General features: G+C 57.6%; 16 protein-coding genes. 15 read left to right on the top strand and 1 reads right to left on the bottom strand.

Going from position 1 to position 19,696, the window contains the following annotated elements; genetic code table 11:
• Positions 1–32 precede the first annotated feature (32 nt).
• The 15 genes from bamA (at position 33) to ispD (ending at position 18,625) form a co-directional block, all read left to right on the top strand.
• Positions 33–2,408, top strand: a complete 2,376-nt coding sequence (gene bamA, locus H7698_RS09520; RefSeq protein WP_194691225.1) for an outer membrane protein assembly factor BamA — start codon at positions 33–35, stop codon at positions 2,406–2,408.
• A gap of 45 nt (positions 2,409–2,453) precedes the next feature.
• Complete coding sequence (locus tag H7698_RS09515; RefSeq protein ID WP_008028980.1) at positions 2,454–2,957, top strand: OmpH family outer membrane protein; 504 nt, start codon at positions 2,454–2,456, stop codon at positions 2,955–2,957.
• A 3-nt stretch (positions 2,958–2,960) separates the two neighbouring features.
• Positions 2,961–4,016 (top strand): UDP-3-O-(3-hydroxymyristoyl)glucosamine N-acyltransferase, encoded by a 1,056-nt coding sequence (lpxD, locus tag H7698_RS09510; RefSeq protein ID WP_162441000.1) that lies wholly within the window; start codon positions 2,961–2,963, stop codon positions 4,014–4,016.
• Between the two features lie 108 nt (positions 4,017–4,124).
• On the top strand, positions 4,125–4,565 hold the full coding sequence (gene fabZ / locus H7698_RS09505) for a 3-hydroxyacyl-ACP dehydratase FabZ (protein ID WP_007907157.1): 441 nt from the start codon (positions 4,125–4,127) through the stop codon (positions 4,563–4,565).
• Positions 4,562–5,338 (top strand): acyl-ACP--UDP-N-acetylglucosamine O-acyltransferase, encoded by a 777-nt coding sequence (gene lpxA / locus H7698_RS09500; RefSeq protein ID WP_162440999.1) that lies wholly within the window; start codon positions 4,562–4,564, stop codon positions 5,336–5,338. Before fabZ ends, lpxA begins: the two co-directional genes overlap by 4 nt.
• A gap of 2 nt (positions 5,339–5,340) precedes the next feature.
• Positions 5,341–6,468 carry a lipid-A-disaccharide synthase gene (gene lpxB, locus H7698_RS09495; RefSeq protein ID WP_194691224.1) on the top strand — a complete coding sequence of 376 codons (1,128 nt, stop codon included), beginning with the start codon at positions 5,341–5,343 and terminating at the stop codon, positions 6,466–6,468.
• 14 nt (positions 6,469–6,482) lie between these two features.
• Complete coding sequence (rnhB, locus tag H7698_RS09490; RefSeq protein WP_162441002.1) at positions 6,483–7,109, top strand: ribonuclease HII; 627 nt, start codon at positions 6,483–6,485, stop codon at positions 7,107–7,109.
• A 76-nt stretch (positions 7,110–7,185) separates the two neighbouring features.
• Positions 7,186–10,707 carry a DNA polymerase III subunit alpha gene (gene dnaE / locus H7698_RS09485; protein ID WP_162440997.1) on the top strand — a complete coding sequence of 1,174 codons (3,522 nt, stop codon included), beginning with the start codon at positions 7,186–7,188 and terminating at the stop codon, positions 10,705–10,707.
• Positions 10,708–10,859: 152 nt separating this feature from the next.
• Positions 10,860–11,807: an acetyl-CoA carboxylase carboxyltransferase subunit alpha gene (locus H7698_RS09480; protein WP_162440996.1), complete on the top strand. Its 948-nt coding sequence runs from the start codon at positions 10,860–10,862 to the stop codon at positions 11,805–11,807.
• A 133-nt stretch (positions 11,808–11,940) separates the two neighbouring features.
• The gene (gene tilS / locus H7698_RS09475; protein ID WP_194691223.1) at positions 11,941–13,269 is read left to right on the top strand and encodes a tRNA lysidine(34) synthetase TilS; all 1,329 of its coding nucleotides are present in this window, start codon (positions 11,941–11,943) and stop codon (positions 13,267–13,269) included.
• 274 nt (positions 13,270–13,543) lie between these two features.
• Positions 13,544–15,175, top strand: a complete 1,632-nt coding sequence (locus tag H7698_RS09470) for a CTP synthase (protein WP_162439116.1) — start codon at positions 13,544–13,546, stop codon at positions 15,173–15,175.
• A 5-nt stretch (positions 15,176–15,180) separates the two neighbouring features.
• Entirely contained in the window at positions 15,181–16,026 is an 846-nt protein-coding gene (gene kdsA, locus H7698_RS09465) for a 3-deoxy-8-phosphooctulonate synthase (protein WP_162439115.1), read from the top strand.
• A gap of 156 nt (positions 16,027–16,182) precedes the next feature.
• Positions 16,183–17,472: a phosphopyruvate hydratase gene (eno, locus tag H7698_RS09460; RefSeq protein WP_162439114.1), complete on the top strand. Its 1,290-nt coding sequence runs from the start codon at positions 16,183–16,185 to the stop codon at positions 17,470–17,472.
• A 170-nt stretch (positions 17,473–17,642) separates the two neighbouring features.
• Positions 17,643–17,921, top strand: coding sequence for a cell division protein FtsB (ftsB, locus tag H7698_RS09455; RefSeq protein WP_008028992.1), 279 nt, complete (start codon positions 17,643–17,645; stop codon positions 17,919–17,921).
• Entirely contained in the window at positions 17,918–18,625 is a 708-nt protein-coding gene (ispD, locus tag H7698_RS09450) for a 2-C-methyl-D-erythritol 4-phosphate cytidylyltransferase (protein WP_194691222.1), read from the top strand. Before ftsB ends, ispD begins: the two co-directional genes overlap by 4 nt.
• Positions 18,626–18,693: 68 nt before the next feature.
• Here ispD and H7698_RS09445 read toward each other — a convergent pair whose 3' ends face one another.
• A complete protein-coding gene (locus H7698_RS09445) occupies positions 18,694–19,590 on the bottom strand; it encodes a LysR substrate-binding domain-containing protein (RefSeq protein ID WP_162439112.1) in 897 nt (298 codons plus the stop codon).
• Positions 19,591–19,696 lie beyond the last annotated feature (106 nt).

Genomic DNA, 19,696 nt, shown 5'->3' with positions numbered 1-19,696 from the left:
GTTTATTGCCAGTTGGAATAAGAAAGGACTTCATGAAACGTCTGCTGCTAACTGCGGTTCTCACCGTATTGATGATCGCCGAAGTTCACGCCGAGTCCTTCACTATCTCTGATATTCGCGTCAATGGCCTCCAGCGGGTCTCCGCGGGTAGCGTCTTTGGTGCCTTGCCGTTGAACGTCGGCGAGCAGGCGGACGATCGTCGCCTGGTGGAATCCACTCGTGCGTTGTTCAAAACCGGTTTCTTTCAAGATATCCAGCTGGGCCGCGATGGCAACGTCCTGGTCATCACGGTAGTCGAGCGTCCGTCGGTCGCCAGTATCGAGATCGAAGGCAACAAGGCGATCTCCACTGAAGACCTGATGAAGGGCCTCAAGCAGTCCGGTCTGGCTGAAGGCGAGATCTTCCAGCGTGCCACCCTCGAAGGCGTGCGTAACGAGCTGCAGCGTCAATACGTCGCTCAGGGCCGTTACTCGGCGACCGTTGATACCGAAGTGGTGCCGCAGCCGCGCAACCGTGTCGGGCTGAAGGTCAACATCAACGAAGGTACTGTCGCAGCTATCCAGCACATCAACGTGGTGGGTAACACCGTCTTCCCGGATGAAGACCTGATCGACCTCTTCGAACTCAAGACGACCAACTGGCTCTCGTTCTTCAAGAACGATGACAAGTATGCTCGCGAAAAGCTGTCCGGCGACCTGGAGCGTCTGCGTTCCTACTACCTGGACCGCGGCTATATCAACATGGATATCGCTTCGACCCAGGTGTCCATTACCCCGGACAAGAAGCACGTCTACATCACCGTTAACGTCAACGAAGGCGAGAAATACACCGTTCGTGACGTCAAGTTGAGCGGTGACCTGAAAGTCCCTGAAGACCAGGTCAAGTCGCTCCTGCTGGTACAGAAAGGCCAGGTGTTCTCGCGCAAGCTGATGACCACCACGTCCGAGTTGATCACGCGTCGCCTGGGTAACGAGGGTTATACCTTCGCCAACGTCAACGGCGTACCGGTGCCTCACGACGATGATCACACCGTCGACATCACCTTCGCGGTCGATCCGGGCAAGCGTGCTTACGTGAACCGCATCAACTTCCGCGGTAACACCAAGTCGGAAGACGAAGTGCTGCGTCGTGAAATGCGTCAGATGGAAGGGGGCTGGGCTTCGACCTACCTGATCGACCAATCCAAGACCCGCCTTGAGCGTCTGGGCTTCTTCAAGGAAGTCAACGTCGAAACGCCAGCTGTGCCAGGTGTCGACGATCAGGTTGATGTGAACTACAGCGTTGAAGAACAGGCTTCCGGTTCGATTACCGCCAGTGTCGGTTTCGCACAGAGCGCCGGTTTGATCCTCGGCGGTTCGATCACCCAGAACAACTTCCTGGGTACCGGTAACAAGGTCAGCATCGGCTTGACCCGCAGTGAATACCAGAGCCGTTATAACTTCGGTTATGTCGACCCGTACTGGACCACTGATGGCGTGAGTCTGGGTTACAACGCTTTCTATCGCACCACTGACTATGACGAGCTCGAAACTGACATCGCCAGCTATGCGGTAGACAGCCTCGGTGCCGGCGTGAGCGTGGGTTACCCGATCAGCGAGACTTCGCGCCTGACCTTCGGCCTCACCGCGCAGCAAGACACCATCAAGACCGGTGTCTACACCGTTGATGAAATCTTCGACTTCGTGAACAAGGAAGGCGACAAGTACCTGAACTTCAAGGCGTCGGCCGGCTGGTCCGAGTCGACCCTGAACAAGGGTGTGCTGGCTACCCGTGGTCGTTCCCAGAGCCTGACCCTGGAAACCACTACGCCTGGCAGTGACCTGTCGTTCTTCAAGCTCGATTACCGCGGCCAGTTGTTCCAGCCGCTGAGCGAAAACTACACCATGCGCCTGCACACCGAATTGGGTTATGGCGACGGTTACGGTTCGACCGATGGCTTGCCATTCTATGAAAACTACTATGCTGGTGGTTTCAACTCGGTTCGTGGTTTCAAGGACAGCACTCTGGGTCCTCGCAGTACACCGAGTCGTGGCCGGAACCCGGGTACTGCCGAAGATCCGGATCAGGATCCGCTGCCGTTCGGTGGTAACGTCCTGATCCAGGGTGGCGTGGAACTGCTGTTTCCACTGCCGTTCGTCAAGGATCAACGCTCGCTGCGGACTTCGGTCTTCTGGGACGTGGGTAACGTGTTCGATTCGCAGTGCAAGGACACCACCAATGCTGATGGCTCGCCGTCCAGTACCAAGTGCAACGACATCAGCCTGAGCAACATGGCCAGTTCCGTTGGTGTCGGTGTGACCTGGGTCACAGCACTGGGTCCGTTGAGCTTCGCCCTGGCAATGCCAGTGAAGAAACCGGATGACGCTGAAACTCAAGTGTTCCAATTCTCCCTCGGCCAGACGTTCTAAGCGTCTGACCCAAGATAACGACAATGGATTTTGTAGGAGTGCATCGTGCGTAAGTTGACTCAATTGGTTCTCCTGGCGACCGTACTGGTAGCAGGTCCGGCTTTTGCCGACATGAAAATCGCCGTTCTGAACTATCAAATGGCACTGCTGGAATCCGACGCGGCCAAGAAATACGCCGTGGATGCCGAGAAGAAGTTCGGTCCTCAACTGACCAAACTCAAGACTCTGGAAAGCAGCGCCAAGGGCATTCAGGATCGTCTGATGGCCGGTGGTGACAAAATGCAGCAAGGCGAGCGTGAGCGCCTGGAACTTGAATTCAAGCAAAAGGCCCGTGACTTCCAGTTCCAGTCCAAGGAATTGAACGAAGCCAAAGCCGTTGCGGACCGTGAAATGCTGAAGCAGCTCAAGCCGAAACTGGACAGCGCTGTGGAAGAAGTCATCAAGAAAGGTGCTTTTGACCTGGTCTTCGAGCGTGGTGCAGTGATTGATGTCAAACCTCAGTACGACATCACTCGCCAGGTCATCGAGCGCATGAATCAGCTGAAGTAATCCATGACAGCGACTATCAAGCTCGGCCAGTTGGCCGAGTTCCTCGGCGCCACACTGCGTGGCGACCCTGAGAAAGAAATTACTGGGCTAGCCACTTTGCAAGAGGCTGGCCCAGCTCAGTTGAGCTTTCTCGCAAACCCCCAGTACCGTAAATTCCTGGCGGACAGTCAGGCCGCAGCACTGTTGCTGAAGGCCGCTGATGCTGAGGGTTTCGCGGGTAATGTACTGGTGGTGCCTGATCCTTATCTGGCCTACGCACGGGTTTCCCACCTGTTCGATCCTAAACCAAAGGCGGCTGCGGGTATTCATCCGACAGCCGTTGTGGCAGCGGATGCAGTGGTTGATCCGGCAGCCAGCATCGGTGCATTTGCGGTGATCGAAAGTGCTGCGCGTATTGCGGCCGGTGTAACCGTTGGCGCTCATTGCTTTATTGGCGCGCGCTGCGAAATTGGCGAGGGCGGCTGGCTGGCTCCGCGAGTGACGCTTTACCACGACGTTCGCATCGGCAAGCGGGTAGTGATTCAGTCAGGCGCTGTACTGGGAGGCGAGGGTTTCGGTTTCGCCAACGAGAAAGGCGTGTGGCAGAAAATCGCCCAGATTGGAGGTGTTCTGGTAGGTGACGACGTGGAGATTGGCGTAAACACCGCCATTGACCGTGGTGCATTGGCCGATACTGTCCTTGGTAATGGCGTGAAACTCGACAATCAGATTCAGATTGCCCATAACGTCCAGATAGGTGATCACACCGCCATGGCAGCGTGCGTTGGGATTTCCGGCAGCACCAAGATCGGCAAGCACTGCATGCTTGCCGGTGGCGTAGGTCTGGTCGGGCATATCGAGATTTGCGACAACGTTTTCATTACCGGAATGACCATGGTGACCCACTCGATTACCGAAAAGGGCTCCTATTCTTCCGGTACGGCTATGCAACCCGCTGCCGAGTGGCGCAAAAGCGCGGCACGCATCCGTCAGCTCGATGACATCGCGCGGCGTCTGCGACAGCTGGAAAAGCGTGTAGGGGAAGTGACCCCTGACGGTAATGCTTCATCAGATGGCTGATACCATTTCCATATCAAGTGTGCACAGCCGTTAGACTGCCTCCTTGATTTGCTAGAGGGGTGTGCGTCAGTCGCGCGCCCCCAATCTTTACATAGGCTTCCCCCCGAAATGATGGACATCAACGAGATTCGCGAATACCTGCCTCACCGTTACCCGTTCCTGCTGGTGGACCGGGTCGTGGATCTGGATGTGGAAGGCAAGCGCATTCGCGCCTACAAGAATGTCAGCATCAACGAACCGTTCTTCAATGGTCACTTTCCTGCGCATCCAATCATGCCGGGCGTGCTGATCATCGAAGCGATGGCTCAGGCTGCCGGGATCCTTGGTTTCAAAATGCTCGACGTAAAGCCTGCCGATGGCACCCTTTACTATTTCGTCGGCTCCGACAAGCTGCGCTTCCGCCAGCCAGTACTGCCTGGCGATCAGTTGATCCTTGAAGCCAAATTCCTGAGCTGCAAGCGCCAGATCTGGAAGTTCGAGTGCCAGGCTTCGGTCGACGGCAAACCAGTTTGCTCCGCTGAAATCATCTGCGCGGAACGCAAGCTATGAGTTTGATTGACCCTCGCGCAATCATCGATCCGACGGCCATTCTGGCCGCCGACGTCGAGGTCGGCCCTTGGTCGATCATCGGCGCAGGTGTGGAAATAGGCGAGGGGACAGTGATCGGGCCACACGTGATTCTCAAGGGCCCGACCCGAATTGGTAAGCACAACCGCATCTATCAGTTTTCTTCGGTAGGCGAAGACACCCCTGATTTGAAATACAAGGGTGAAGAAACACGTCTGGTCATTGGTGACCATAACGTCATACGCGAAGGCGTGACGATTCACCGTGGCACCATCCAGGACCGTTCGGAGACGACCCTGGGCGACCATAACCTGATCATGGCCTACGCCCACATCGGCCACGACAGCGTTATCGGAAACAACTGCATTCTGGTCAACAACACCGCATTGGCGGGCCATGTGCACGTTGAAGACTGGGCGATTCTTTCCGGCTTTACCCTGGTTCACCAGTATTGCCATATCGGCGCCCACAGCTTTTCCGGCATGGGTACAGCCATCGGCAAGGACGTTCCAGCGTACGTCACAGTGTTCGGCAACCCTGCCGAAGCACGCAGCATGAACTTCGAAGGTATGCGTCGTCGTGGTTTCAGCGAAGATGCGATCCATGCCCTGCGCCGTGCCTACAAGGTGGTTTACCGCCAGGGCCTGACGGTTGATCAGGCACTCGCCGAGCTGGCCGAGCCTTCGGCACAGTTCCCGGAAGTTGCGGTGTTCCGTGACTCCATCCAGTCTTCGACTCGCGGCATAACTCGTTAATCATGGCTAATCTGCGTATTGCGCTGGTGGCGGGAGAGGCTTCCGGTGACATTCTGGGTGCCGGTCTCATGCGTGCACTCAAAACTCAGCATCCTGCGGTCGAGTTCATCGGTGTCGGCGGCCCGTTGATGCAGGCCGAAGGCCTGACCTCGTATTTTCCAATGGAACGTCTGTCTGTCATGGGCCTGGTGGAAGTGCTGGGCCGGCTGCGCGAGTTGCTCAAACGCCGCAAAAAGCTGATCAACGACCTCATCGCCGAAAAGCCAGACGTGTTCATCGGCATTGACGCCCCTGACTTCAATCTCAACATCGAGCTCAAGCTGCGTCAGGCCGGGATCAAAACCGTGCATTACGTCAGCCCGTCGGTTTGGGCGTGGCGACAGAAGCGCGTGCTGAAGATTCGCGAAGGTTGCGACTTGATGCTGACGCTGTTCCCCTTCGAAGCGAAATTCTATGAAGAGAAGGGCGTCCCGGTGCGATTTGTTGGCCACTCGCTGGCCGATGCGATCCCGCTCGAAGCTGATCGTGCTGCGGCGCGGGCCGAACTCGGATTGCCGGATGGGCCTCTGGTCGCGTTGATGCCTGGCAGCCGCGGGGGGGAAGTCGGTCGTTTGGGGGCGTTGTTCCTCGATACGGCTCAGCGCCTGAGAGCCATGCGTCCGGGCGTTCGGTTCGTCATGCCGTGCGCCAACCCCGAGCGCCGCGCACAGCTTGAGGCGTTGCTGGCCGGTCGCGATCTACCGCTGACCTTGCTCAATGGCCAGTCTCACCTGGCGTTGGCAGCGTGCGACGCGGTGTTAATTGCCTCCGGAACCGCTACGCTTGAAGCGTTGCTGTACAAGCGGCCGATGGTTGTGGCTTATCGATTGGCGCCGCTGACGTTCTGGATTCTCAAGCGAATGGTGAAGAGTCCTTACGTATCCTTGCCGAACCTGTTGGCCCAACGCTTGTTGGTGCCCGAGTTGCTGCAGGATGATGCGACGGTCGAAGCGTTGGCCCAGACTTTGTCCCCATTGATTGAAGGCGGCGAAGAGCAGACTCGCGGCTTTGACGAAATCCACCGTACCTTGCGCCTGGACGCCTCCAATCAGGCGGCGGACGCGGTTCTGAAACTGATCGGCAAATCATAATGAGTAAAGCAAGCATGCAGATGGGCCTGGACTTCACGCTGGTCGCTGAGGTGGAAGACCTGGTGGCTGGCGTTGACGAGGTTGGTCGCGGTCCGCTCTGCGGTGCAGTGGTCACGGCCGCGGTAATCCTCGATCCGAATCGACCTATTTTGGGGTTGAACGACTCGAAAAAGCTCACCGAGGCTCGTCGTGAAAAGCTTTATGACGAAATCTGCGAAAAAGCCTTGAGCTGGTGTATCGCTCGGGCTGAAGTCGAGGAAATCGACGAGCTGAACATCCTTCACGCCACCATGCTCGCCATGCAGCGCGCAATCGAAGGTCTGCACATTCAGCCGAAACTCGCGATGATCGATGGCAACCGTTGCCCCAAGTTGTCCATGCGCGCCGAAGCCGTCGTACAAGGCGACGGTAAAGTGCCGGCCATTGCGGCTGCGTCGATTCTGGCCAAGGTCAGTCGCGACCGTGAGATGGCGGCATTCGAATTGATTTACCCGGGATATGGCATCGGCGGCCACAAAGGCTACCCAACCCCCGTTCATCTGGAAGCGTTGGCCCGCCTGGGTCCTACGCCGATTCACCGGCGCTCCTTTGCCCCGGTACGTCTGGCGTACGAGGCGCGGGAAAGTCTCATCGTGAGTTAGTTGCAAGGCTGATGTTTTTGCCAAGGCCCGGTACAATCCGGGCCTTGTTGTTTTCACGTTTCTAGACAGGATCACTATGCCGGCTTCATTCGTTCACCTACGCCTGCACACTGAGTATTCCCTGGTCGACGGTCTGGTGCGGATCAAACCGCTGGTCAAGACGCTGGTCGGCATGAACATGCCTGCTGTAGCGGTTACCGACCAGAACAACATGTGTTCGCTCGTCAAATTTTACAAAGCCTCCATGGGCGCAGGGATCAAGCCGATCTGCGGTGCCGACCTGTGGCTGTCGAACAAGGATCCGGACAACGCCTTGAGCCGGATCAGCCTGCTGGCAATGAACGCCGTTGGTTACCGTAACCTCACCGAACTCATTTCCCGAGGCTTCATTGACGGTCAGCGCAATGGCTCGATCATCATCGAACGTGAGTGGGTTGCCGAGGCCAGCGAAGGCTTGATCATGCTGTCGGCCGCCAAAGAAGGCGAGATCGGCCTGGCGATGTTGAGCGGCAATCCGGCAGAGGCGGAAGCCCTGGCGCGTGAATGGATGACGGTGTTTCCGGATCGCTTCTATCTCGAAATCCAGCGTACCAATCGTCCGAACGATGAAGAGCAACTGCATGGCGCCGTGGCCCTGGCGGAGAAAATCGGTGCGCCACTGGTGGCGACCAACGATGTGCGCTTCATCAAGCAGGAAGATTTCGCCGCTCACGAGACCCGCGTTTGCATCGGTGAAGGCCGTGCCCTCGACGATCCGCGACGCTCGAAAAATTACAGCGATCAGCAGTACCTCAAAAGCGCCGAGGAAATGCATGAGCTGTTCAGTGACATTCCCGAAGCACTGGAAAACACTGTAGAGATCGCCAAGCGCTGCAACATCGAAGTGAAGCTGGGCAAGCACTTCCTGCCAAACTTCCCGATTCCCGATGGCATGACCATCGACGAGTACTTCCGCAAGGTCTCATTCGATGGCCTCGAAGATCGCCTTAGCGTTCTTTTGCCCAAGGACACCACCGAAGACTACGACGCCAAGCGTCAGGTGTATGTCGATCGGCTGAATTTCGAGCTGGATATCATTATCCAGATGGGCTTCCCCGGTTACTTCCTGATCGTTATGGACTTTATCCAGTGGGCCAAGAGCAACGGCGTGCCGGTAGGCCCAGGTCGTGGATCGGGTGCCGGATCGCTGGTGGCCTATGTGCAGAAGATCACTGACCTCGATCCGCTGGAATACGACCTGCTGTTCGAACGTTTCCTTAACCCGGAACGGGTATCGATGCCCGACTTCGACGTCGACTTCTGCATGGACGGTCGTGACCGTGTTATCGAGTACGTTGCCGAAAAATACGGCCGTAACGCGGTAAGCCAGATCATCACGTTCGGTTCCATGGCGGCGAAAGCGGTGGTTCGTGACGTGGCGCGGGTGCAGGGCAAGTCCTACGGATTGGCGGATCGTTTGTCGAAGATGATCCCCTTCGAAGTCGGCATGACCCTTGAAAAAGCCTACGAGCAGGAAGAAATCCTGCGTGACTTCATCAAGGTCGATGAAGAGGCCGCCGAAATCTGGGAGATGGCCCGCAAGCTGGAAGGCGTTGTGCGTAACGTCGGCAAGCACGCGGGAGGTGTGGTTATCGCACCGACCAAGCTGACTGACTTCTCGCCGATCTATTGCGACGAGGCCGGTGATGGCCTGGTAACCCAGTTCGACAAGGATGACGTTGAGGCTGCTGGCCTTGTGAAGTTCGACTTCCTCGGTCTGCGCACGTTGACGGTCATCGATTGGGCGTTGAAAACCATCAATCGTGACCGCGCCAAGGTCGATGAAGCGCCGCTGGACATCGCATTCATCCCGCTGGACGACAAGCCGACCTACCAACTGCTGCAAAAAGCCGAAACAACCGCGGTGTTCCAGCTTGAGTCGCGAGGCATGAAAGAGCTGATCAAAAAGCTCAAGCCCGACTGCCTGGAAGATTTGATCGCACTGGTGGCCCTGTTCCGTCCGGGGCCACTGCAATCGGGCATGGTGGACGACTTCATCAACCGAAAGCACGGTCGCGCCGAACTTGCGTACCCGCACTCGGACTACCAGTACGAAGGACTGAAACCGGTCCTGGCCCCGACATACGGCATCATCCTGTATCAGGAACAGGTGATGCAGATTGCGCAGGTCATGGCCGGTTACACCCTCGGTGGTGCGGATATGTTGCGTCGGGCCATGGGTAAGAAAAAGCCTGAGGAAATGGCCAAGCAGCGCGGTGGTTTTATTGAGGGTTGCGCGACCAACAACATTGACGCGGACCTGGCCGGTAACATTTTCGACCTGGTAGAGAAATTCGCCGGTTACGGCTTCAACAAGTCTCACTCCGCTGCTTATGGCCTGGTGTCGTATCAGACGGCGTGGCTGAAAACGCATTACCCGGCGCCATTCATGGCGGCGGTGCTGTCGGCGGATATGCACAACACTGACAAGGTCGTGACCTTGATCGAAGAAATTCGCACCATGAAGCTGCGTCTCGACGCGCCGGATGTGAATACCTCCGAGTTCAAGTTCACGGTGAATGAAGAAGGCCGGATTATCTATGGCCTCGGCGCGATCAAAGGGGTGGGTGAAGGCCCGGTTGAAGCAATTACCGAAGCGCGTCAGGACGGCCCCTTCACGGATCTGTTCGATTTCTGCGCCCGGGTCGATCTCAAGCGTATCAACAAGCGCACCCTGGACGGTTTGATCCGCAGTGGTGCGCTGGATCGTCTGGGCCCTTATTTCCACGACGAACCGAAAGCCTATCAAGCGAGCATCGACCAGAATCGTGCGGTCTTGCTGAACGCGATGGAAGGGGCGATCAAGGCTGCTGAACAAACCGCTCGCACCCACGACAGCGGGCATGCCGACCTGTTTGGCGGGCTGTTTGTCGAGGAAGATGCCGACGTCTACGCCAATCATCGCAAGGCGAAGGAGTTGACCCTCAAGGAACGCTTGAAGGGCGAAAAAGATACCTTGGGCCTGTACCTGACGGGTCACCCGATTGACGAATATGAAGGCGAGATCCGTCGTTTCGCCCGCCAGCGCATCATTGACCTGAAGCCGGCCCGGGATACTCAGACCGTCGCCGGGATGATTATCGCCTTGCGTGTGATGAAGAACAAAAAAGGCGACAAGATGGGTTTCATCACCCTCGACGATCGTTCTGGCCGGATCGAAGCCTCGCTGTTCGCCGAAGCATTCCACTCGGCGCAGTCGCTGTTGCAGACCGACGCGATGGTGGTGGTGGAAGGTGAAGTCAGCAACGATGACTTTTCCGGTGGCTTGCGGTTGCGGGTCAAGCGGGTAATGAGCATGGAGGATGCACGCACCAACCTGGCGGAAAGCTTGCGGTTGAAGCTGCAGACCAAAGACTTGAAAGGCGATCAGCTACGCTGGTTGGGCGAGTTGTTCAAGCGTCATCGCGGCGCCTGCCCGATCACCATGGAGTACACAAGCCCCGATGCGAAGGCCTTGCTGCAGTTCGGCGAGACCTGGCGAATCGACCCGGCGGATGCGTTGATTCAAGCCTTGCGTGACCAGTTCGGAAGAGACAACGTCTTCCTCCAATACCGTTAACGGTCAGGTGCCATTCTTCACCATTGGAACGCGCCCTGATCCAGACCCCAATTTTTAATCTCGACCTGAACGCGCCTGTCCCTTAAGGTAGGGCGCGAATAGACAACCGGCCGACCCAAGCTCACTTGGACGTCGACCCAAGACGGACGCCTATGAACCCGAATTTTCTAGATTTCGAACAGCCGATCGCCGACCTGCAAGCCAAGATCGAAGAGTTGCGCTTGGTCGGTAATGACAATTCGCTGAATATCGGCGATGAGATTTCCCGCCTTCAGGACAAAAGCAGCACGTTGACCGAAGACATCTTCGGCAAGCTGACGAGCTGGCAGATCGCGCGTCTGGCACGTCACCCGAAACGTCCTTATACCCTGGACTACATCGAGCACATCTTCACCGAGTTCGATGAACTGCATGGCGACCGTCATTTCTCCGACGACGCTGCCATCGTCGGTGGCATTGCCCGCCTGGATGATGAGCCGGTGATGATCATCGGTCACCAGAAGGGCCGGGAAGTGCGCGAGAAAGTGCGCCGCAACTTCGGCATGCCACGTCCTGAGGGCTATCGCAAAGCGTGCCGCCTGATGGAAATGGCCGAACGTTTCAAGATGCCGATCCTGACCTTCATCGACACCCCGGGCGCTTACCCTGGTATCGACGCTGAAGAGCGCAACCAGAGTGAAGCGATCGCCTGGAACCTGCGTGTGATGGCCCGTCTGAAAACCCCAATCATCGCTACCGTAATCGGTGAGGGTGGTTCTGGTGGTGCGCTGGCAATCGGCGTCTGCGATCAGTTGAACATGCTGCAGTATTCGACCTATGCGGTGATTTCGCCGGAAGGTTGCGCGTCGATTCTGTGGAAAACCGCCGAAAAGGCACCGGATGCTGCCGAAGCAATGGGCATCACTGCCGAGCGCCTGAAAGGCCTGGGTATCGTGGACAAGGTGATCGGCGAACCATTGGGCGGCGCACATCGCGACCCGGCGGCTGCCGCTGCCTCGATCCGTGCCGAGTTGAGCTCGCAACTGGCGATGTTGAAGAAGTTCGACAACGAAGCACTGTTGACTCGTCGTTACGAGCGGTTGATGAGCTACGGTCTCTAAGCCGGGCGCGCAGTACCCATGTGGGAGCGAGCCTGCTCGCGATGAGGGTTTAACATTCAACGAATCAGTTGGTCGTTAAACAGCAATCGCGAGCAGGCCTGCTCCCACATTTGATTTGTGCAAAGGGAAAGATATGGATCAGCCCACGATTGATTTGCCTTCCCGGCTTCTGCTGAATCTAACCCCTTGGCGCAACGCCACAACCTGGCGCATCGCCTTCTCCGGTGGCCTCGACTCCACCGTCCTGCTGCACCTTCTCGCGAACCTCGCGAAAACCGAATCCCTTCCGGCTTTAAGAGCGATCCACGTCCACCACGGCCTTCAGGCTGCTGCTGACGGGTGGCCGGAGCATTGTCGATCGATCTGCGATGCGCTGGGCGTACCGCTACAGGTGGTCCGGGTTCAGGTTCAGTCCGGTGCCAGTCTCGAGCGTGCAGCCCGTGAGGCGCGCTATGGCGCCTTCCTTCAAGCCACTCAAGCGAATGAACTGCTACTGACCGCGCAACACCGCGATGATCAGGCGGAAACCCTGTTGTTTCGGCTACTGCGCGGGGCAGGGGTGAGGGGCTTGTCCGGCATGCCTGGCAAGCGGGTTCTGGGGCGCGGGCACCTTTTGCGTCCGTTGCTGGATATCCCGCGTGCCGAGCTTGAGGCTTACGCAACTGAGCATCAGTTGAGCTGGATCGAAGACCCTTCGAACCAGGATCGACAGTTCTCGCGCAATTACCTGCGACATCAAGTGTTCCCGGTCTTGACCGAGCGCTGGCCGCAAGCCGTGGCGACCATGGCTCGCAGCGCCGCGCATCTGAGCGAGGCGCAAGGCCTGCTCGATGACCTGGCGCAAATCGACCTGGCCCGCGCCCGCGCCGAGAGTGATTTCGACTGGCTGGGCGTGCCGTCATTGGCGTTGGCGCCGCTGGCAGTACTTTCTGCTGCTCGCCAGCGCAACGCACTCAGTCATTGGCTCGTCACGCTGACCCGGCTACCGGACAGCGACCATTGGTCGGGTTGGGACGATCTGCGAGATGCCGCGGCCGATGCCCGCCCGATCTGGCGCCTGGCAGAGGGTGAGCTGCACCGGACTGGCGCACGGATCTGGTGGTTGTCCGGCGGCTGGCTACGCCCTGCGCCTGACGCAGGTGAGTGGCGCGATCCCTCGCAACCGCTGGTGCTGCCGGAAAACGGTGTGCTCAGTTTCAGCGGTCAAAAGCCCGGTGGCCCGCTGCAAATCCGCTATCGTGAGGGAGGAGAATTCATGGCTCTGCAGGATCGGGGGCATCGTGATCTGAAGCGCTTGCTCAACGAGAGGGGTGTTCCTGGCTTCGTCCGTGGCAGATTGCCGCTGCTCTACCGAGGCGGGCAATTGCTGGCGGTGGCGAACCTGCGGGGTTTAAGTGGCTGCGAGCGCGAAGGCTGGCATTTGCATTGGGCCCCATTGAGCGAAGATCAAGGTTTGAGCTGAAAGGGGCTTTCCGGTAGACTACGCTCCCTTCTTGATACAACTTCTGTGGATTCGCCTGAATTGCAGGAGTTGCCGATTACCAAGCAGTCTTTGCTGGGCGATTCCAAAAAATGTGTAGCGAGCAACGTACCGGTGTTTCATCTTCCGGTCTGTCCCAACGCGGCGGTTTTTTTGAAAGGTGCACTGTGATTAATGCAGGTGATCGGGGGCTTCGGCCTTCCTTCGCTTTCCCCGGCGGCTCGGACCGCTTTAACGCAGACTTCTAGGGTTTTTCATGACGCGCTACATATTCGTCACGGGCGGTGTTGTTTCTTCATTGGGGAAAGGCATTGCATCGGCTTCATTGGCGGCGATCCTGGAGGCGCGGGGACTTAAGGTCACCATGCTGAAGCTGGACCCGTACATCAACGTCGACCCGGGCACCATGAGCCCGTTCCAGCACGGTGAAGTGTTCGTCACCCACGACGGCGCCGAGACCGACCTGGACCTGGGCCACTACGAGCGGTTCATCCGCACGACCATGACCCAGAACAACAACTTCACCACTGGCCGTGTCTACGAACACGTCCTGCGCAAAGAGCGCCGTGGTGATTACCTGGGTGCAACCATCCAGGTGATTCCGCACATCACCGACGAAATCAAGCGCCGGATCATCAAGGGCGCCGGCGATGCCGACGTGGCCATGGTCGAGATCGGCGGCACCGTGGGCGATATCGAGTCGCAACCGTTCCTTGAAGCCATCCGTCAATTGCGTTTCGAAGTCGGCGCCAAGCGCGCGATGCTGATGCACCTGACGTTGGTACCGTACATCGCCACCGCTGGCGAAACCAAAACCAAGCCTACCCAGCACTCGGTCAAGGAACTGCGTTCCATCGGCCTGCAACCAGACGTGCTGGTCTGCCGCTCTGATCACCCGATCGATATCTCCTCGCGTCGCAAGATCGCGCAATTCACCAACGTTGAAGAACGTGCGGTAATCGCGCTGGAAGACGCCGACACCATCTACAAGATCCCGGGCATCCTGCATTCCCAGGGCCTGGATGATTTTGTCGTCGAGCGTTTCGGCCTGCAATGTGGCGGTGCTGATCTTTCCGAGTGGGAAGCCGTGGTCGACGCCAAGCTCAACCCTGAGCATGAAGTCACCATCGCCATGGTCGGCAAATACATGGAGCTGCTGGACGCCTACAAGTCGCTGATCGAAGCGATGAGTCACGCCGGCATCAGCAACCGTACCAAGGTCAACCTGCGCTACATCGACTCCGAAGACATCGAAAACCAGGGCACCGCGCTGCTGGAAGGCGTAGACGCAATCCTCGTACCGGGCGGTTTCGGCCTGCGTGGCGTGGAAGGCAAGATCACCGCCGTTCAATATGCTCGTGAAAACAAGGTGCCGTACCTGGGTATCTGCCTGGGTATGCAAGTGGCTGTTATCGAGTTCGCTCGTAACGTGCTGGGCTGGAAAGACGCCAACTCCACCGAGTTCGATCGTGCCAGCGGCCATCCGGTCGTGGGCCTGATCACCGAGTGGGAAGATGCCACCGGCGCAGTTGAAATCCGTACCGAAGCATCCGACCTGGGCGGCACCATGCGCCTCGGCGCTCAGGACTGCCTGCTGGAAGCCGGCTCCCTGGTGCACGATTGCTATGCCAAGGACGTGATCGTCGAACGTCATCGTCATCGCTATGAAGTGAACAACAACCTGTTGCCGCAACTGATCGAGGCCGGCCTGAAAATCTCCGGTCGCTCCGGTGACGGTGCGCTGGTCGAAGTGGTTGAAGCACCGGATCATCCTTGGTTCGTCGCTTGCCAGTTCCACCCTGAGTTCACTTCGACGCCGCGCGATGGTCACCCGTTGTTCAGCGGTTTCGTCAAAGCTGCTTTGGCTCAACACCAGAAGAAGGCGTAAACCTGATGGCACAGAAGATCATCCGCGTAGGCGACATCGAAATTGCCAACGACAAGCCAATGGTGCTGTTCGGTGGCATGAACGTGCTGGAAAGCCGCGACATGGCGATGCAGGTCTGCGAAGAGTACGTGAAGGTTACCGAGAAACTCGGTATCCCTTACGTGTTCAAGGCCAGCTTCGACAAAGCCAACCGTTCTTCTGTGACTTCTTACCGTGGTCCCGGCCTGGAAGAAGGCATGCGGATCTTCCAGGACATCAAGCAAGCGTTCGGCGTGCCGATCATCACCGACGTCCACGAGCCTGACCAGGCTGCGGTCGTTGCCGAGGTCTGCGACATCATTCAGTTGCCGGCCTTCCTGTCGCGCCAGACCGACCTTGTGGTCGCGATGGCCAAGACCGGTGCCGTGATCAACATCAAGAAAGCCCAGTTCCTCGCCCCTCAGGAGATGAAACACATCCTGAACAAGTGTGTTGAAGCCGGTAATGATCAGTTGATTCTCTGCGAACGTGGTTCGAGCTTCGGCTACAACAACCTGGTCGTCGACATGCTCGGCTTCGGCATCATGAAGCAGTTCGAATACCCGGTATTCTTCGACGTGACCCATGCGCTGCAAATGCCTGGCGGTCGTTCCGACTCCGCTGGCGGCCGTCGCGCCCAGGTGACCGACCTGGCCAAGGCCGGCATCAGCCAGTCGCTGGCCGGTTTGTTCCTCGAAGCTCACCCGGACCCGGACAACGCCAAATGCGACGGCCCTTGCGCCTTGCGTCTGGACAAACTGGAGCCATTCCTGGCCCAGCTCAAAGCGTTGGACGAACTGGTGAAGAGTTTTCCGACGGTAGAAACCGCGTAAGCCTCAATTCTCCGGTAAAGTACCGCACGATTTAATGCTCAGGCCCTCGGGTCTGAGCGTTATCGTCCGCAAGTCTGCCCGCTGTACACCACTTGCCGACGGTAAAAGTTTTCCTCTAGCTGCGTCGTTTTCGTCAACTTTGGAGTGTTTACAACAATGGCAAAAATCGTCGACATCAAAGGTCGTGAAGTTCTCGACTCCCGTGGCAACCCCACCGTGGAAGCGGACGTGCTTCTCGATAACGGCATCATCGGCAGTGCTTGCGCGCCGTCCGGTGCTTCCACTGGCTCGCGTGAAGCGCTCGAGCTGCGTGATGGCGACAAGAGCCGTTACCTGGGTAAAGGCGTGCTCAAAGCCGTCGCCAACATCAACGGTCCGATTCGCGACCTGTTGAAAGGTATGGACCCAAGCGACCAGAAGGCGCTGGATCACGCGATGATCAAGCTCGACGGTACTGAAAACAAAGGCTCCCTGGGTGCTAACGCAATCCTCGCCGTTTCCCTGGCCGCGGCCAAGGCAGCAGCTCAGGACCAGGACCTGCCGCTGTACGCTCACATTGCCAACCTGAACGGCACCCCGGGTGTTTACTCGATGCCGGTTCCGATGATGAACATCATCAACGGTGGCGAGCACGCCGATAACAACGTCGACATCCAGGAATTCATGGTTCAGCCAGTTGGCGCCAAGTCTTTCTCGGAAGGTCTGCGCATGGGCACCGAGATTTTCCATCACCTCAAAGCCGTTCTGAAGGCCCGTGGCCTGAGCACTGCCGTAGGTGACGAAGGTGGTTTCGCACCTAACCTGGCTTCCAACGAAGACGCTTTGAAAGTGATCTCCGAAGCCGTGGCCAACGCCGGTTACACCCTGGGCACCGACGTGACCCTGGCACTGGACTGCGCGGCAAGCGAGTTCTACGAAGACGGTAAATACAACCTGTCCGGCGAAGGCCAGGTGTTCACCGCCGAAGGTTTCGCCGACTACCTGAAAGGTCTGACCGAGCGTTACCCGATCATCTCGATCGAAGACGGTCTGGACGAGTCCGACTGGGCTGGCTGGAAAATCCTCACCGACAAGATCGGCGAGAAAGTCCAACTGGTAGGTGACGACCTGTTCGTAACCAACACCAAGATCCTGAAAGAAGGCATCGATAAGAAGATCGCCAACTCGATCCTGATCAAGTTCAACCAGATCGGCACCCTGACCGAAACCCTGGAAGCCATCCAGATGGCCAAGGCCGCTGGTTACACCGCCGTAATCTCGCACCGCTCCGGCGAAACCGAAGATTCGACCATTGCCGACCTGGCTGTGGGCACCTCGGCTGGCCAGATCAAGACTGGCTCTCTGTGCCGTTCCGATCGCGTCTCCAAGTACAACCAACTGCTGCGTATCGAAGAGCAGTTGAACGGCAAAGCCAAGTACAACGGTCGCAGCGAGTTCCGCGGCTGATTGGCAAATAGAAAAAAAGACACCGGATTGTGTCGGAAAAATCGCTACAGCGATGGATTTGCCACTAATCTGATGCCTTACTAGCACAAGCCTGGGTCTTCCAGGCTTCGTGCTATCAGAAGCTTCACGTTTTGGCATGGCTGTCTTTTTCACTGGAAACCCGATATTCGATGCGCAGTCCCAATTGGTTGTTCCTCGTCTTGCTCCTGCTGCTGGCTGGCCTGCAATACCGCCTTTGGGTGGGTAATGGCAGTCTGGCGCAAGTGGCCGAGCTGACTCAGCAGATTGCGGATCAGCATGCTGAGAACGAAGGATTGCTGGAGCGCAATCGGGTCATGGACGCCGAGGTCAGTGAGTTGAAAAAAGGCATGGAGACCGTCGAAGAGCGGGCTCGCCATGAGTTGGGCATGGTCAAGGACGGTGAAACCCTTTACCAATTGGCTCAATGAACACGTTGTTGCCGGCCTTCTGGGCCGTCGTTCCTGCTGCGGGCATTGGTGCCCGTATGGCTGCAGACCGTCCCAAGCAGTATTTGCAATTGGGCGGGCGCACTATTCTCGAACACAGCCTCGGCTGTTTCCTTGATCATCCTTCCCTGAAAGGGTTGGTGGTCAGTCTTGCTGTTGATGATCCTTACTGGCTAAACCTGGCGTGTGCTGGCGACGCTCGTATTCAACGAGTGGAGGGCGGTGCCGAACGATCCGGGTCTGTACTCAATGCGCTTTTGCATCTGCATGCGCTAGGTGCTGAAGATGAGGATTGGGTGCTGGTTCACGATGCTGCCCGACCGAACCTGAGCCGTGATGATCTGGACAAGTTGCTGAGTGAACTGGCTGACGATCCGGTTGGTGGGCTGCTGGCGATTCCGGCACGCGATACCTTGAAACGGGTCGACAAGCATGGTCGAGTTGTCGAAACCGTAGATCGCAGCGTGATCTGGCAAGCCTACACGCCGCAGATGTTTCGCCTGGGCGCATTGCATCGGGCGCTGGCTGATAGCCTGGTGGCCGACGCGGTTATAACCGATGAAGCTTCGGCGATGGAGTGGGCGGGGCTGGCACCGCGCCTTATCGAAGGTCGATCCGACAACCTCAAGGTCACGCGTCCGGAAGACCTCGAATGGTTGCGTCAGCGTTGGGCCAATCGCCGCTGAATGACTCGTTGGCTGTGTACTGCTCGCGATAGCGGTGGATCAGACAACAAATCCGGCAATGACGTGCATCAGCTTCGATACTCCGGCCGGTCGGCCAACCCTTCCTTTAAGTAATCCACCAACTTGCGCACTTTCGGCGACAAATGCCGTTGCTGTGGATAAAGCGCCCACACGGCCGTATTTGGCGGCTGATGGGTTTCCAGCAGTGAAACCAGCTCACCATTTTTCAGGTGCTCCAGCACGTAATAATCCGGCAACTGACACAAGCCCACTCCCTGTAGCGCAGCATCCAATACCGCCTGCCCACTGTTGCAACGCCAGTTTCCCTGTACCCGTTGGGAAAATTCCCGCCCATTCTGCTCCAGTTGCCACAGGTCAGTACTGCCGACAAGGCAGTTATGCCGGCTTAACTCCGACAGGCTGTGTGGGCGACCGTAGCGTTCCAGGTAGGACGGCGACGCGCACAAGTACATGCGCCTTGGCGCCAGGCGAGTAGCGACCAATCGGGAATCCTGCAGTCGACCCAGCCGGATCGCCAGGTCCAGGCCTTCATGCACCAGGTCGAGCTGTCGATTACTCAATTCGATGTCGATACGCAACTGCGGATAAAGCCCCATGAACCGGGTTACCAGCGGTACGATGAATCGTTCGCCATACGCTACCGCGCAGGTCATGCGCAGCATGCCCTTGGGCTCGCTGGTCAGGTCGCCGACCGCTCTCAATGCTTCTTCGCGTCCATCCTGCAGGCGTTGGCAGTGTTGCAGGAAGGTTTGCCCAGCCTCGGTCAGCGTTACCCGACGGGTACTGCGGTAAAGCAGGCGAGTTTGAAGGCGTTCTTCAAGGCGTGCTATTTGTCGACTGATATGGGAAGACGAGACCCCCAGACGTTCCGCAGCTGCGGTGAACTGGCTGTTCTCGGCGACTGCGACGAATTCGTCGATACCTTCCCAGCGATTTTCCGACATTCGCGATTATCCCTGTGTGGCAATAATGTTTTGCTTTTGTCCGGATTATTCATCGTTAAGCGGTGTATTACACTCCCCCTCTCGTTTTTATTCACTGGAGAAGCAC

The organism is Pseudomonas sp. p50(2008) (assembly GCF_015351605.1).
In the GTDB taxonomy this organism is placed as follows: Bacteria; Pseudomonadota; Gammaproteobacteria; order Pseudomonadales; family Pseudomonadaceae; genus Aquipseudomonas.
The sequence above is the reverse complement of the archived record's forward strand: the minus strand, read 5'-3'. Positions and strand labels throughout refer to the sequence as shown.

Coding starts and splice junctions, on each gene's coding strand:
- bamA (WP_194691225.1), top strand. CDS start 33: ATGAAACGTCTGCTGCTAACTGCGGTTCTCACCGTATTGATGATCGCC.
- lpxD (WP_162441000.1), top strand. CDS start 2,961: ATGACAGCGACTATCAAGCTCGGCCAGTTGGCCGAGTTCCTCGGCGCC.
- fabZ (WP_007907157.1), top strand. CDS start 4,125: ATGATGGACATCAACGAGATTCGCGAATACCTGCCTCACCGTTACCCG.
- lpxA (WP_162440999.1), top strand. CDS start 4,562: ATGAGTTTGATTGACCCTCGCGCAATCATCGATCCGACGGCCATTCTG.
- lpxB (WP_194691224.1), top strand. CDS start 5,341: ATGGCTAATCTGCGTATTGCGCTGGTGGCGGGAGAGGCTTCCGGTGAC.
- rnhB (WP_162441002.1), top strand. CDS start 6,483: ATGCAGATGGGCCTGGACTTCACGCTGGTCGCTGAGGTGGAAGACCTG.
- dnaE (WP_162440997.1), top strand. CDS start 7,186: ATGCCGGCTTCATTCGTTCACCTACGCCTGCACACTGAGTATTCCCTG.
- H7698_RS09480 (WP_162440996.1), top strand. CDS start 10,860: ATGAACCCGAATTTTCTAGATTTCGAACAGCCGATCGCCGACCTGCAA.
- tilS (WP_194691223.1), top strand. CDS start 11,941: ATGGATCAGCCCACGATTGATTTGCCTTCCCGGCTTCTGCTGAATCTA.
- H7698_RS09470 (WP_162439116.1), top strand. CDS start 13,544: ATGACGCGCTACATATTCGTCACGGGCGGTGTTGTTTCTTCATTGGGG.
- kdsA (WP_162439115.1), top strand. CDS start 15,181: ATGGCACAGAAGATCATCCGCGTAGGCGACATCGAAATTGCCAACGAC.
- eno (WP_162439114.1), top strand. CDS start 16,183: ATGGCAAAAATCGTCGACATCAAAGGTCGTGAAGTTCTCGACTCCCGT.
- ftsB (WP_008028992.1), top strand. CDS start 17,643: ATGCGCAGTCCCAATTGGTTGTTCCTCGTCTTGCTCCTGCTGCTGGCT.
- ispD (WP_194691222.1), top strand. CDS start 17,918: ATGAACACGTTGTTGCCGGCCTTCTGGGCCGTCGTTCCTGCTGCGGGC.
- H7698_RS09445 (WP_162439112.1), bottom strand. CDS start 19,590: ATGTCGGAAAATCGCTGGGAAGGTATCGACGAATTCGTCGCAGTCGCC.